Source organism: Bradyrhizobium sp. 62, assembly GCF_023073035.1.
GTDB lineage: Bacteria > Pseudomonadota > Alphaproteobacteria > Rhizobiales > Xanthobacteraceae > Bradyrhizobium.
The window spans coordinates 41,590-56,310 of sequence record NZ_JADPIT010000003.1 but is presented as its reverse complement, the minus strand read 5'-3'; the positions used below and the strand labels follow the sequence as shown (position 1 = coordinate 56,310).

General features: G+C 63.0%; 12 protein-coding genes. 5 read left to right on the top strand and 7 right to left on the bottom strand.

Annotated elements, in window-relative coordinates:
- The first annotated feature begins 130 nt into the window (after window positions 1-130).
- The 5 genes from IVB47_RS02380 (at window position 131) to IVB47_RS02360 (ending at window position 6,087) form a co-directional block, all read left to right on the top strand.
- Window positions 131-1,609 (top strand): FAD-binding oxidoreductase, encoded by a 1,479-nt coding sequence (locus IVB47_RS02380; protein WP_247459607.1) that lies wholly within the window; start codon window positions 131-133, stop codon window positions 1,607-1,609.
- A 200-nt stretch (window positions 1,610-1,809) separates the two neighbouring features.
- Window positions 1,810-2,721, top strand: a complete 912-nt coding sequence (locus tag IVB47_RS02375) for a 3-hydroxybutyryl-CoA dehydrogenase (RefSeq protein WP_346730780.1) — start codon at window positions 1,810-1,812, stop codon at window positions 2,719-2,721.
- Between the two features lie 137 nt (window positions 2,722-2,858).
- Window positions 2,859-3,323 (top strand): group III truncated hemoglobin, encoded by a 465-nt coding sequence (locus tag IVB47_RS02370; RefSeq protein ID WP_247359099.1) that lies wholly within the window; start codon window positions 2,859-2,861, stop codon window positions 3,321-3,323.
- 266 nt (window positions 3,324-3,589) lie between these two features.
- Window positions 3,590-4,243: a Rieske 2Fe-2S domain-containing protein gene (locus tag IVB47_RS02365; protein ID WP_247459603.1), complete on the top strand. Its 654-nt coding sequence runs from the start codon at window positions 3,590-3,592 to the stop codon at window positions 4,241-4,243.
- Between the two features lie 116 nt (window positions 4,244-4,359).
- Window positions 4,360-6,087, top strand: a complete 1,728-nt coding sequence (locus IVB47_RS02360; protein WP_027566530.1) for a methanol/ethanol family PQQ-dependent dehydrogenase — start codon at window positions 4,360-4,362, stop codon at window positions 6,085-6,087.
- 305 nt (window positions 6,088-6,392) lie between these two features.
- Here IVB47_RS02360 and IVB47_RS02355 read toward each other — a convergent pair whose 3' ends face one another.
- The 7 genes from IVB47_RS02355 to xoxF5 all read right to left on the bottom strand — a co-directional run bounded on the left by IVB47_RS02355 (window position 6,393) and on the right by xoxF5 (window position 14,302).
- The gene (locus tag IVB47_RS02355) at window positions 6,393-6,653 is read right to left on the bottom strand and encodes a hypothetical protein (RefSeq protein WP_247459601.1); all 261 of its coding nucleotides are present in this window, start codon (window positions 6,651-6,653) and stop codon (window positions 6,393-6,395) included.
- Window positions 6,654-6,710: 57 nt separating this feature from the next.
- On the bottom strand, window positions 6,711-9,023 hold the full coding sequence (locus tag IVB47_RS02350) for a molybdopterin cofactor-binding domain-containing protein (RefSeq protein ID WP_027566532.1): 2,313 nt from the start codon (window positions 9,021-9,023) through the stop codon (window positions 6,711-6,713).
- Window position 9,024: 1 nt separating this feature from the next.
- Complete coding sequence (locus IVB47_RS02345; protein WP_007601363.1) at window positions 9,025-9,477, bottom strand: (2Fe-2S)-binding protein; 453 nt, start codon at window positions 9,475-9,477, stop codon at window positions 9,025-9,027.
- Between the two features lie 653 nt (window positions 9,478-10,130).
- Window positions 10,131-10,694 carry an S-(hydroxymethyl)glutathione synthase gene (gfa, locus tag IVB47_RS02340; protein WP_027519384.1) on the bottom strand — a complete coding sequence of 188 codons (564 nt, stop codon included), beginning with the start codon at window positions 10,692-10,694 and terminating at the stop codon, window positions 10,131-10,133.
- A 33-nt stretch (window positions 10,695-10,727) separates the two neighbouring features.
- A complete protein-coding gene (locus IVB47_RS02335; RefSeq protein ID WP_247459599.1) occupies window positions 10,728-11,837 on the bottom strand; it encodes an S-(hydroxymethyl)glutathione dehydrogenase/class III alcohol dehydrogenase in 1,110 nt (369 codons plus the stop codon).
- Window positions 11,838-11,898: 61 nt separating this feature from the next.
- On the bottom strand, window positions 11,899-12,387 hold the full coding sequence (locus IVB47_RS02330; RefSeq protein ID WP_027566534.1) for a c-type cytochrome, methanol metabolism-related: 489 nt from the start codon (window positions 12,385-12,387) through the stop codon (window positions 11,899-11,901).
- Between the two features lie 109 nt (window positions 12,388-12,496).
- A complete protein-coding gene (gene xoxF5 / locus IVB47_RS02325; RefSeq protein ID WP_027566535.1) occupies window positions 12,497-14,302 on the bottom strand; it encodes a lanthanide-dependent methanol dehydrogenase XoxF5 in 1,806 nt (601 codons plus the stop codon).
- Between the last annotated feature and the right edge of the window lie 419 nt (window positions 14,303-14,721).

Sequence of the window (14,721 nt, the reverse complement as noted above, 5' to 3'; positions counted from 1 at the left end):
GCCTTACTGCCGGGGACGTTCCCGCAACCGCGACCCCTGTGCTAGGGTCGTTGCACCACCGCCCAGAATGAAAACAAGAACGAAGCCTTGCGCGCCCCAAGGCGCTGAACGGCCGAAAAGAGAGGAACACATGCCGGGTGCAGCCCTTCCCACCGCTCCCTCGATTCCGACCGCACCCGTGACCTCAGCCGTTCTCGACCGCTTGCGGGCTATCGTCGGCGACAAAGGCCTGATCCTGGACGAGCACGACAAGCGGCCCTTCGTGACCGACTGGCGCGGCGAACTGGCGGGGCAGGCCGCGGCGGTCGTGCGTCCGGCCAGCACCGCGGAAGTCTCCGCTGTCGTCGAGCTCTGCTACGACAACGGCATTGCCATCGTTCCGCAAGGTGGCAACACCGGGTTGATGGGCGGCGCCACGCCGTGGCCCATGCACCGCGGCATCGTGCTGTCGCTCGGTCGCATGAACCAGGTGTTGAACGTCGATCCCGTCGGCTACGCCATGACTGTGGAGGCAGGCTGCATCCTCGAGACGCTTCAGGACACAGCCGCGCGCCACGACCGCCTGTTTCCGCTCAGCCTGGGTGCTCAGGGCTCCTGCATGATCGGAGGTAATCTGTCCACCAATGCCGGCGGCGTGCAGGTGCTGCGTTATGGCAACGCGCGAAATCTGGTGCTGGGTCTCGAGGTCGTGCTGGCTAACGGCGATGTCTGGGACGGCCTGCGCGCACTCAAGAAGGATAACACCGGCTACGACCTCAAGCACCTGTTCATGGGCGCCGAAGGGACGCTCGGCATCATCACCAAGGCGGTGCTGAAACTCTGGCCGGCGCCGAAAGACGTGTGCACAGCATGGCTCGCAATCCGCGATCCCAAGGCTGCCATCGACCTTCTGTCGGAGGCGCATGCCGCTTCCGATGACAATGTCGGCTCCTGTGAGCTCATCAGCCGTGCGTGCACCGACATGGTGCTGCGCCACATTCCCGGCACTCAGGATCCTCTCAAGGCTGAGACCGAATGGTACCTCCTTCTCGAATGGTCGTCGGCCCGGCCCCGGCAGGACGGTGGCACGGGCATGTCGGACAGGATGGAGCAGTTCCTGGCGGACCAACTCGAGGCGGGCCGGGTGCTGGATGCTGTGATCGCGCAAACCGAAGCGCAGTCGCGCAACATGTGGCGGATTCGCGAGAGCGTGGCCGAGGCATCGCGCACCGAAGGTCCGGGCTTGAGCTACGATGTGTCGGTTGCGGTCTCCAGGATTCCCGAGTTTATCGACAGCGGTCTCGAGGCCGTGCTCGCCATTTTGCCGACGATCCGCCCCTATCCGCTCGGCCACATCGGAGACGGCAATGTGCACTTCTCCTTCATGGGCCCGAAGGGCATGGACCGCGATACGCTCTCCCAGTATTCCGCGGCGATCACACGGGCCGTCAACGACCTCGTCACCTCCATGGGCGGTTCGATCTCGGCGGAACATGGCATCGGCATCGAGAAGCTCGACGAGCTCCAGCACTACCGTTCCCGGACCGAGCTCGACATCATGCGCACGATCAAGCGGGCGCTCGATCCCAAGAACATCATGAATCCGGGCAAGGTGCTTCGTCTCGGTTAAGCCGCTACCGCCTCGAGCCCGGTGCTCCCCGCACACTCGCGCCCTCCGGGGACGGGATGCCGCAGATAGGCCGGGCCAAACAGGCCGGGGCACCAAATCACGCCGTTTGGCGGCCGAAAGGCGGCTTTATTCCCGCCTTGGATGCTTTAAGGAAGGGAGAGGATCAGGTCGCACCCGCCCGGGGGCGGTGCTAGACCCTGGTGCAGGAACAAAGGGGCGGGCCGGTATGGCACGTCCGCAAGGATGAAGGATTTGAGGCAATGATCCAAACCGTTGGCATCATCGGGGCAGGCACCATGGGGAACGGCATCGCGCAGATTTGTGCCGCGGCCGGGCTTTCGGTCGTGATGGTCGATATTTCCGATGCGGCAGTGAACCGCGGGATTTCAACTGTTGGCGGCAGCCTCGAGCGCCTGGTCAAGAAGGAGAAGATGTCGGCGGGCGATCGCGACGCCACGCTCAAGCGCATCACCGGCACCACCGACCGCGCCAAGCTCGTCGATTGCGATCTCGTCATCGAGGCCGCGACCGAGAACGAGGAACTCAAGGTCAAGATCCTGAAGGATCTCTGTGCGACGCTGTCGCCGCGGACACTGCTCGCCACGAACACCTCGTCGATCTCGATCACGAAGCTCGCTGCGGCGACCGACCGGCCCGACCGCTTTATTGGCATGCACTTCTTCAATCCGGTTCCGGTCATGGCGCTGCTGGAGCTCATCCGCGGCTTGCAGACCTCCGACGAAACCCACGCCAAGGCGTTGGATTTCGCCAAGCGCGTCGGCAAGGTAGCGATCACGGCGAAGAACAGCCCGGGCTTCGCCGTCAACCGTATCCTTTGCCCGATGATCAACGAGGCGATCTTCGCGCTGCAGGAGGGGATTGCGACGGCGGAAGAGATCGATGCCGGCATGAAGCTCGGCTGCAACCACCCGATCGGGCCGCTGGCGCTCGCCGATCTCGTCGGGCTCGACACCATGTTGTCGGTGATGGAGGTCTTTTACAAAGGCTTCAACGACCCCAAATACCGTCCGGCCCCCTTGCTCAAGGAAATGGTCGACGCCGGCCATCTCGGCCGCAAGACGGGACAGGGCTTCTACACCTACAGCGCCTGAAAATGGCGCAGGCGGCGGGCGTTTAGTGCTCGCCGCGACACCCCGCAATTTGCGCTGCGACAAAGACGCCGCGCGCAATTGACCCGACAATGTCGAACGGGCGGCCTGCGGGAACAACGGAACGGATAACAAGGGACATGTCGGATCGACTGAAGGCCGAGCGCGAGGCTGCGACCGCGCGGCGGAACCTGCTGACCCAGGACGCGATCGAGCGCACGGGGATCACCGAAGAGATGATCGGGGAACTCGTCACCCGCTTCTACGGGCGAGTCCGCGAGGATGCGCTGCTGGGGCCGGTGTTCGCGATCGTGCAGAATTGGGACGAGCATCTCGCCAAGCTCAGGGATTTCTGGTCGTCGGTCGTGCTGATGAGCGGCCGCTACCATGGCTCGCCGATGCGGGCGCATATGCCGCTGAGCCTGGCTGGCCATCATTTCGATCGCTGGCTCGAATTGTTTGAACAGACCGCGCGCGAGGTCTGCCCGCCGGAAGCGGCCGCGCTGTTCATCGACAGGGCGCGCCGCATCGCCGACAGTTTCGAGATGGCATCGGCGACCTTGGCCGGGCACATCGCTGCGCCGCGTCACGTGCTCCGCTCCTAGAATACAAAATGCCTGCCTGAGAAATGCGCAAGCCGCACTGATGTCGCCGTCGATCGCGCCGTGCGTTGGCGCGTTGCACCAATACCGATAGCTTTTACCTGATCTGCAAAATCATTATGCCGGTCGCGTGGCGTGACGTTGCAATCGAGAAAATGCGCGTGAATGCGCGTGTTCGCGTTCAATCAGTGCGAGCAAAGCCGTATTGATGCACTGCGGGAAAAATCTCTGCCTTTTTTTCGGCAGAGTTCCAGCGCCTGCTTGCGAACATGTCACGTGCATCGTTCAACACATCCTCTTCATCCTCCGACAACACAGCGGAATCCGAAGCTGACGCGTGCACGGAGCAAACCCGGCGGGCGCTGTTGATGAGTGCTTTGGCCACCACGGCGTGCCTCGCTTGTTCCACGCAGGTCCACGCGGGCGAGGATGCGCCCGGCTCCGACGAGCGGCCTCAGAAGGGCGATCTGCTCGTGTTCTCCGAAGGCGATCAGGAGGGAAAGCCCGTGACAGCGGCCGATCTGTCGGCCGGCGGCCCGCCGGTGCATGCCTGGCCGAAAGACCCGAAGACGTCGGTCGTGCGCAGCGCCTCGCGCCTCAACGAGATTCTGATCATCCGCCTCGACCCCGCCGAGCTCGACGAGCAGACGAAAGCGCGCGCTGTCGACGGCATCCTCGCCTATTCGGCAATCTGCTCGCATGCCGGCTGTCCTGTCACGGCCTGGGTGAAGAGCGATGTCGGCGACAAGGAAGTGCTCAAATGCATGTGCCACAACTCCGAATACGATCCTCGCGCGGCCGCGCAGGTCGTGTTCGGGCCGGCGCCGCGACGTCTCGCTGCGCTGCCGCTGGCGCTGGCTGACGGCTCGCTCACCGTCGCCGGAAACTTCGTCGGAAAGGTAGGTGGCGCGCAGCCGGGATGATGGACGTGCGGGTTGTGCCCGCGTCACGAGAGGCCGCATCCGCCGATGGGCGGACGACGGGACGAACGACAAGAATTCAAAACAAGAATTCAAACGGATGAAAAAGGGGAACGTCCATGACCAGGAAGCAGTGGTTACTGTCCGGCTTCGTCGCCTTCACGTGTCTTGCGTCGACCGCCGCCGTATCAGGCCCGGTCGAGAACTACGCGCCGGTCACCGCGCAGCGGTTGGAAAACCCGGAGCCCTCCAACTGGATGCTGTACCGGCGGACCTATGACGGGCAGGGCTACAGCCCGCTAGACCAGATCAACACCTCGAATGTGAAGAACCTCACCCCGGTCTGGACCTTCGCGACCGGCGTCGTCGAAGGCCACGAGGCGCCGCCGATCGTCAACAACGGCGTGATGTTCGTGGCAACCCCGATGGGGCAGGTGATTGCGCTGAACGCCAAGACCGGCGACGAATATTGGCGCTACAAGCGGCAGCTCCCCGACGATCTGTTCCAGCTGCATCCGACCAGCCGCGGCGTCGGCCTCTGGGAGGACAAGCTCTATCTCGCCACCACCGACGACCATGTCGTCGCGCTCGACGCCAAGACCGGCAAGGTGGTGTGGGACACCAAGGTGCAGGACTACAAGAAGGGCCAGTACATGACCCTGATGCCGCTGATCGTCGACGGCAAGGTCATCGTTGGCGGCTCCGGTGGCGAGTTCGGCGTGCGCGGCTATGTCGCCGCCTATGATGCCAAGGACGGCAAGGAGTTGTGGAGGACTTATACGATTCCGGGCGAAGGCGAACCCGGCCACGACACCTGGCAGGGCGAGGACTGGAAGAACGGCGGCGGCTCGGCCTGGATGACCGGCAATTATGACAAGGACACCAAGACGATCTATTGGGGCGTCGGCAACGCCGCGCCGTGGCCCGGCGAGATGCATCCCGGCGACAATCTCTATACCTCCTCGGTACTCGCGCTCGATCCGAACACCGGCAAGATCAAGACTTATCACCAGTATCACCAGAACGATTCCTGGGATTGGGACGAGGTCGAAGCGCCGATGTTGATCGACCTGCAACGTGACGGTCGCAACATCAAGAGCCTGGTCCATCCGGGACGCGATGCGATCTTCTGGATACTCGAGCGCACGCCGACCAAGATCAACTACGTCGCCGGTTGGCCGTTCGTCTCCACTGACGTCTGGAAGGGCATCGACGCCGAGAGCGGCAGGCCGATCGTCGACCCCGCGCACAAGCCGATGGTCGGCAAGCGCGTGGAGTTCTGTCCGTCGCTGTGGGGCGGCAAGGATTGGCCGTCGGCGGCCTACAGCCAGAAGACCGGCCTCGTCTACGTACCCGCCAACGAGAATTTCTGCGGCGGGTTCACCGGCGAGAAGGTTCCGCTCAAGCCCGGCGAGCTCTGGCTCGGCACCAAGCCGGAGGACATCGGGCTGAAGACGAAGCCCGGGGCGGATCATTTCGGCGAGCTCCAGGCCTGGGATCCCGTTACGGGCAAGAAGATGTGGCAACACAACTTCCCGAAATCGCAGCTGTTCGGCTCGGTAACGGCGACCGCGGGCGATCTCGTTTTCGTGGGCGGCACCAACGACCGTAACTTCCGCGCCTTCAACGCGAAGTCCGGCGAGCTGTTGTGGGAGCAGAAGACCAACTCCGGCATCATGGGAATGCCGGTGTCCTATGAGATCGACGGCACGCAATACATCGCAATCCAGTCGGGATGGGGCGTGGATGCGCAGCGCATCCAGGATGCACTCGTGACCAACAATATCGGCATCGAAGCCAACGTGCCGCAAGGCGGCGTGATCTGGGTGTTCGCGCTCAAGAAATAAGCTCCGCTGGCGGATCGAAAGAAGCGGAGTGTCAGGGGGCAAATGCGGCGGACGGCAACGTCCGCCGCATTTTGCGTTGGCGTCTTCCCTTCGCTCCTTGCGGGAGAAGGTGGCGCGAAGCGCCGGATGAGGGGCTCCATCCGCGCATCTCAACGTGCGAGGCTCGCGCAGGCATACCCCTCACCCAGCGTGATCGTGGCAACCGGCGTCGCTGCCCTCTCCTGCAAGGGAGAGGGCACAACGATGCGGTTCGGCGAAGAAGTAGAGCCGATAATCACGGACGTCAAACGCCGATGCGCAGATCGCTACTTCCCCTCGCGCTCGACCTTGTCCTTTTCCTTCTGGTTCATCTCGCGAACCTTGGGATCTGGATTGTGCTGCCCGGTGGTCTGGGTGGTCGAGGGCGGCGTGGCATTGGCGTTGGGCAGGGAGTTCTGGTCCGGCGTGCTGGGGCGCGTCGCCGTTGTCGGCGGCGTGGTGTTGCTCTGGGCGTATGCGCCAGTGGCCGTCAAAAGAAAGGCGCTCGACAGAAATGAGACTGCGAGCGCCTTTGAGATATGGGTCATCGATCTGCTCCTGTCAGATCGATGCAAACGGCGCGAGGCCGCCTTGTGTTCCCGCCTTTACGCTTCCAATTGCTTGCCGAGCGGAAGGCTGCGGATGCGCTTTCCGGTCGCGGCGAAGATGGCATTCATCAGCGCCGGCGCGAATGGCGGGACGCCGGGCTCGCCCACGCCGCTCGGCGGCGTGTCGGGTCCGGGCGGCACGATGTAGACGTTGGTCACCGCAGGGGATTCGTCGATCCTGAGGACCTGGAAGTCGTCGAAGTTCTTCTGCTGCACCTTGCCGTCCTTGAAGGTGATCTCGCCGTATTTCGCGAGACTGAGCCCCATGATCGCCGCGCCCTCGATCTGCGAGGCGATGCGCTCGGGGTTGACATAGGTGCCGCAGTCGATGGCGGTGTCCACCCGCGGCACCGTCAGCTTGCCCTTGTCGTCGACGGCCACCTCGACGATGGTCGCGATATAGCTGACGAAGCTGCGGTGCACGGCGATGCCGAGGCCATGGCCCTTCGGCACCTGTCGGCCCCATTCGCCCTTCTCGGCGACCAGCTCGACCACCTTGCGCAGGCGCGCGGTGTCGATCGGATAGCTGTCCAAGGGCTCGCCGTAGTTCCACATGTCCTTCACAGCAGGCTTGACGATGCGCGGGCTGCCGATCAGCGCGAGCAGCGTCTCCTTCTGGTCGCGGCCGGTTGCATGGGCGATCTCACCCACCATCGACTGCACCGCGAAGGCGCGCGGGATGTTCGAGACCGAGCGGAACCAGCCGATGCGGGTGAACGCCGCGGCCTCCGGGTTCTCGCAGGAGATGTTGGCGATCTCGAAGGGCATGTCGACGAGGCCCATGCCGAGCTCGAAGGGCGCCTCATGCTTTGCACCCGCCGCGAACGTCGAGGCGATGCTCGGGGCCACGCTGCGATGGCGCCAGGCGATCACCTTGCCGCTCTTGTCGAGCCCCGCCTCGATCCGTTCCACGGAGACCGTGTGCAGGAAATCGTGGCGGACGTCGTCCTCGCGCGTCCACTGCACCTTGACGGGCACGCCGAGCTCCTTCGACAGCAGCGCGGCCTCGAGCGCAAAGTCGCATTTCGACTTGCGGCCGAAACCGCCGCCGAGCAGCGTGACGTTGACCGTGACATTGCCCTCGGGAATGCCGAGCGTTTTCGCGACGTCCTCGCGCGTGCCGCCCGGGCTTTGCACCGGCGCCCAGATCTCCGCTTTGTCACCCTTGACGTCGGCGACCGCCACCGGCGGCTCCATGCTGACATGGGCCAGGTGCGGTAGATAATATTCGCCGACAACGATCTTGTCGGCGCCCTTCAGAGCAGCCTCGGCGTCGCCTTCCTGGCGCACGACAAGGCCCGGCTTGCGCGAGGCCTCCTCGAGCTCCTTGCGGTAGGCGACGGAGTCGTATTTGCCGTTGGCGCCGTCGTCCCAGGTCAGCTTCAGCGCGTCGCGGCCCTTGATCGCCGCGCCGGTGTTGCGCGCGATCACGGCAACGCCGCCGAGCGGCTGGAATTTCGACGGCCACGGCCATCCGCGCACCTGCATCACCTTCTCGACGCCGGGGACCTTCAACGCCGCGTCCGGATCGAACTTGACCAGCTTGCCGCCGGTCACCGGCGGGCGCGCGATCACGGCATACTTCATGCCTGGCAGCCGCACATCCGCGCCGTAACGCGCCTTGCCGGTGGTGATGTCGTGAAGATCGACGATGCCGATCTGGCCCTTGCCGAGATAGCGGAAGTCCTTGGGGTCCTTCAGCTTGAGCCCTTCGATGCTCGGCACCGATTCCTTGGCGGCGTCGGCTGCGAGCTCGCCGAAGCCGAGCTTGCGGCTCGTCGCGCTGTGGACGACCTCGTGATTGACGGCCTTGACCTCGGTTGCCGGCACACCCCAGCGTTTCGCGGCGGCTTGCTCGAGCATGGTGCGTGCGGAGGCACCGATCTGGCGCATCGGCATCAAATAATGCCGCGTGCTGCGCGAGCCGTCGGTGTCCTGGTTGCCGAACTTGACCTCGTCGCCATGGGCCTGTTCCACCTTGACCCGCGACCAGTCGGCTTCCATCTCCTCAGCCACGATCAGCGGCAGGCTGGTGCGCACGCCCGTGCCCATCTCGGCGCGGTGGGCGAGGATGGTGACGGTGCCGTCGGGTGCGACCGCGACGAACACGCGCGGATCGACCACGACGCCGTGCGGCATCTTTCCGGCGCCGGTCTCGTAGGCGAACGCCTGGCGCGACATCACGGGAGCAGCGAGCACAAAGCCGCCGGTGATGCCGAGCCCCTTCAAGATGCTACGGCGCGAGACCTTTTCGACCCTGATGTTCTTCTCGAAGCCACGAAGCTTCCTCGGATTGTCGATGAAATTCATGTCACACTCCCGTCGATGCGAGATGGACCGCATTCTCGATGCGCTGGTAGCAGCCGCAGCGGCAGATGTTGCCGGACATCGCTTCGCGGATCTGGTCGTGCGACGGCTTTGGATTGTCCATTAGCAGCGCAGCCGCCTGCATGATCTGGCCTGCCTGGCAGAAGCCGCATTGGGGGACGTTGACCTGCCGCCAGGCCTTCTGCACCGGGTGATCGCCGTTCGGATGCAGTCCCTCGATCGTCGTGATCTCGCGGCCGGCGACGTCGTTGATCGACGTGATGCAGGCGCGCACAGCTTCCTTGTCGACGATGACGGTGCAGGCGCCGCACAGGGCCTGGCCACAGCCGAACTTGGTGCCGGTCAGCCCGGCCTCGTCGCGCAGGAACCAGAGTAGCGGAAGATCCGGGTCGCCGTCCCAGCTCTGTTCCTGGCCGTTGATCTTCACCTTGATCATGATCGTCCCTCGCTCTTCATAAGCTTGTCGATTTCAGATTTTCCAGATGCCGGTCGGTGCAATGTCCGCTGCGCGGCGTCGCATTCCTGCGGTCATCCCGCGCGGGCAGATCCCGGCAGGACTCAGGAATGCCAATTCATGTCCGGATGTGCTCGATACCTCCCGTCGTGTTCTTGATTATTGAATTTCACGCGGCATCGTCACGACGCGATCTTAGTGGGATCGCTTCGGTCCGGTCACAGCCAAGTGTTCTCTCGTCAGCTGTTCTCGATGGGAAAAGATTGCAACGAAGGTTTGTCAAAAGCAGGGCGCCGCATCACGCCACGCGCCTCTTGAGATGGGCACAATGAAAAAAAGCTTCGTCCGCCAGAAGACCTGTGCGGACGAAGCAGGATGCCTCAGTCGAGGGAGGGAGAAACGCAGGGGCCGCGGACTTCAAGCAGGAAGCCGGCGGTCCTGCGCAGTCATTCAGAGACCAGGACTGAGGGAGCTGAGGGTCCCACACAAGTGCAGTCGAGAAGCGGCGGCATCGCCGCGATTGTCCCGGGTCGGCTCCGTCCGCTCGCTGGGTGTGGTGGAACCAGCGAGCGGGCGGGGTGCGGCAAACGTCAGGCGGCCTTTGCTCAGGCGGCCTTTGCTTAAGCGGCCTTTACTTAGGCGGCCTTGGCCTTCGCCACGTGGGTCGCGATGGCGTCCATCAGCGCCGGCGACAGGCAGTCATAGGGCTCGAGACCAAGCTCCTTGAACCGAGCCCGTATTCCGCCCATCTGCTCCGGCTTCACGCCCGATTCGATCACCGACGAAACGAAGGCGGCGAATTGCGGCGCCTGCGAACCCTGTTCCTGGAACAGTTCGGGGTGAATGAAGTCGAGGCCGTAGAACGGGTGACCCTTGTTCTCGATGCGGCCGTACATGTGCGTGCCGCAGGCCTTGCAGGCGTAGCGCTGGATCACCGCCGATGGATCGACGATCTGGAGCTTGTCGCCGTTCTCGAGCACGGTGACGTTCTGGCGGGGCACCACGGCGACGACGGAGAAATTCGCGCCCTGCGGTTTCCAGCACTTGGTGCAGCCACAGGCATGGTTATGCGCGACGTCGCCCTTGACGGCGACCTTGACCTGATGGTCGCTGCATTTACATGCGAGCGTGCCGCCGGCGAAGCTGCCGCTGCCCTGTTTGATGCCGTTATCGATCGAGGGATGGAGTGCAACAGTCATGGGTCGATCCTCCTTGGGGTGACGCTTTTCGAGTTAGAACACGACGACTGAACGGATCGATTTGCCCTCATGCATCAGGTCGAAGCCTTTGTTGATGTCTTCGAGCTTGAGCGTGTGGGTAATCATCGGGTCGATCTGGATCTTTCCGTTCATGTACCAGTCGACAATCTTCGGCACGTCGGTGCGGCCCCGCGCGCCGCCGAAGGCGGTGCCGCGCCAGTTTCGCCCGGTGACGAGCTGGAACGGGCGGGTCGCGATCTCCTTGCCGGATTCGGCAACGCCGATGATGATCGAGGTGCCCCAGCCGCGATGGCAGGCTTCCAGCGCCTGGCGCATCACTGTGGTGTTTCCGGTGCAGTCGAAGGTGTAGTCGGCGCCTCCGTCCGTCAGGGACACGAGATGCGGGACGATGTCCCCCGTGATCTTCTTGGGATTGACGAAATCGGTCATGCCGAACCGGCGTCCCCATTCCTCCTTGGAATCGTTGATGTCGACGCCGATGATCTTGTCCGCGCCAGCCATCTTGGCGCCCTGGATCACGTTCAGGCCGATGCCGCCGAGGCCGAACACGACCACGTTGGAGCCCGGTTCGACCTTGGCGGTGTTGACGACGGCACCGACGCCGGTGGTGACGCCGCAGCCGATGTAGCAGCTCTTGTCGAACGGCGCGTCCTCGCGGATCTTGGCGACCGCGATCTCCGGCAGCACGGTGAAGTTCGAGAAGGTCGAACAGCCCATGTAGTGGTAGATCGGCTTGCCCTTGTAGGAGAAGCGGCTTGTGCCATCAGGCATCACGCCCTTGCCCTGCGTCGCGCGGATCGCGGTGCAGAGATTGGTCTTCTGGCTGAGGCAGCTTTTGCATTGCCGGCATTCCGGCGTGTAGAGCGGGATGACATGGTCGCCCGGCTTCACCGAGGTCACGCCAGGGCCGATCTCGCGGATGATGCCCGCGCCCTCATGGCCCAGGATCGACGGGAAGATTCCTTCGCTGTCGAAGCCGTCGAGCGTGTAAGCGTCGGTATGGCAGATGCCCGTCGCCTTGATCTCGACCAGGACTTCGCCGACCTTCGGTCCTTCCAGATCGACTTCGACGATCTCGAGCGGCTTCTTGGCTTCGAAAGCCACGGCGGCACGTGTCTTCATCTTAAGCTCCTCAAATTCCGGCAGGGCGCCAAGAACCAGGTCCTGGTCGGGCTCCGCACGTTCACTTCTTGCCCATGCACGAATCTTCGTTCTTGGTATAGGCGTCGTTCTTGTCGTCGTGCTTGCCAGGTCTGGTGCGGCCCCAGGCCTCGTTGGAGCGGGCGCGCAGATAGACGTAGAGATCGTCCATGTAGCAGGCGACGTTCGGGTTATCGCCGAAGGCCGGCATCACGTTCTCTGCGGCAGTCGAGATGTTCTTGCGGCCGGAGGCGACGACGCCGAGAAAATCGGCATAGCTCATCGTCTTCAGCGAATCCTTCAGCGCCGGGGCGTAGGTCGAGCCCATGCCATCCGGGCCGTGACACACATGGCAGTCCGAGTGATAGCGGCGGTATCCGGAATAGGTATACCAGTCGACGGAGCCGTCGGTGATCTTGTAGGTTGGGTTGCCTTCCTTGTCGGACCATTCGCCGGTTTCGTTCTGCTTGACGGCAGTCGGGTCACCTGAGCCGTCCGCGACGGCAATTCCCCCGGACGCGATCAAGAACATCGCGGCAATGGCAGAGCAGATTTTACGCAAGAGATTTTCCTCGGAAGGCATTCGGTGAGACGAGCCGGCGCGTGGAGTTGATCCACGCGCCGGAGCGATGCTGAGAGGCCTAGTTGGGCAGCGAGAACACGGTCAGCGTACCGCCGAGTGCCGTGTAGTTGCTGAGCGCCGCGTAGCCACCGACTGCGCCGAGACCGGCGGTCGGATCGGTCAGACCTGCCGCCAGACCAATGCCAGCCCAGCCGCCCACGCCGGAGAGCACTGCGACATACTGCTTGCCGCCGTTCTCATAGGTGGTGACGTTGCCGATGATGCCGGAAGGAGTCTTGAACTTGTAGAGCTCCTTGCCGGTCTTGGCGTCGACTGCCTTCAGGTAGCCTTCGAGCGTTCCGTAGAACACCACGTTGCCTGCGGTTGCGAGCGCACCCGACCAGACCGAGAACTGCTCCTTGTTCGACCAGACGATCTTGCCGGTCTTGCCGTCCCAGGCGATGAAATTACCCATGTGGGTTTCACCCTGCGGCGGATACATCGAGAGCGTCGCACCCACATAGGGCTGGCCCGCGGTGTAGCTCACCTTGAACGGTTCATAGTCCATGCAGACGTGGTTGGTCGGGACGTAGAACAGCTGCGTGTCCGGCGAGTAGGCTGCCGGCTGCTCGTCCTTGGTGCCGAGCGCGGCCGGGCAGATGCCCTTCACGTTGTGGTCCTCGCCCGCCTTGTCGGTCGAAGCTGCGTCGAGCACCTTCGGGCGGCCGTAGGTCGGTGAGTTCTTGTCCATGTCGACGCCAGAGGTCCAGTTCACCTTCGGATCGTACTTTTCGGCGACCAGGAGCTCACCGGTGGCACGATCGAGCGTGTAGCCGAGGCCGTTACGATCGAAGTGCGTCAGCAGCTTGCGCGGCTGGCCGTTGATCTGCTGGTCCGAGAGGATCATTTCGTTGACGCCGTCATAGTCCCACTCGTCGTGGGGCGTCATCTGATAAACCCACTTGGCCTGGCCGGTGTCAGGGTTGCGAGCCCAGATTGTCATCGACCATTTGTTGTCGCCGGGACGCTGCTTCGGATTCCAGGTCGAGGGATTGCCCGATCCGTAGTAGACGAGGTTCAGCTCGGGGTCGTAGGAGATCCAGCCCCAGGTGGCGCCGCCGCCGATCTTCCACTGATCGCCTTGCCAGGTCTTCAGGCTGGAGTCCTTGCCGACCGGCTTGCCGAGTGCGGTGGTCTTCTCGGCGTCGACCAGGATTTGATCATCCGGTCCTTCAGAGTAGCCGCGCCAAGCCAGCTTGCCGGTCTTGATGTCGTAGGCGCTCATATGCGCCTGAACACCGAACTCACCGCCGGAAATGCCGATCAGCACCTTGTCCTTGACGACGAGCGGCGCCGAGGTGCCGGTCTCGCCCTTGCCGGGATCGCCATTCTTGGCGGTCCATGCAACCTGACCGGTCTTGGCATCGAGCGCGACCAGGGTAGTGTCAGCCTGATGCAGGAAGATCTTGCCGTCGCCGTAAGATACGCCGCGGTTGACTGTGTCGCAGCACATCACGGGGATGACGTTCGGATCCTGCTTCGGCTCATACTTCCAGACGATCTTGTTCTCGTTCGAAAGGTCAATAGCGTAGACCTTGTTCGGGAACGGTGTGTGGACGTACATCATGTTGCCGATGATCAGCGGGCCGCCTTCATGGCCGCGCAGCACGCCGGTCGAGAAGGTCCAGGCGACCTGGAGCTTGCCGACGTTTTGAGCATTGATCTGGTTGAGCTTGGAATAGCGGGTATTGGCATAGTCGCCCGCCGGCATCACCCAGTCTTTCGGGTTCTGCGCCATCTTGTTCAGCTCGTCATTGGCTGACGCGCTGCCTACGGCGAGAGCCGCAGCGGACCCAAGAAAGGTCGCCAGTAGTACCTTGCGCATAGTCATTCCTCCGTTGTCTCGTTTATTTTTCCGAAGCATTGCTCAATCACCGGGCTTCTCGTCCGGTGTCTGCTCGTGCAGGGCGGTCACATTTGGGACCAGAAACGATGCTGGGTGCTTTCTCCTCCTGATGAGAGCTACGGGTCCACGTGCAGGAGCGGCCCGTTTTTGTTGTTCCTGATGCATCCGTAGCGACTTCGCCATCGGGAAACTTGCCCAAGAGAGAAGCTGGTTTGCTTGACAGCGCACGGCCGCGAAGATTTTGATTTTGCAGTAGCGAATTCAGCGGCTTCCGCAGCGCTTTGGGACTGTCTTCCACGCTTAGGTTCCCCTTGACGGCGCTGCAACTAAGGCGGAGGATTAACTTCCAAGGGTGGCAATGGAACGATGGCGCTCGTTCCAGAAGATCGCTCAAAATC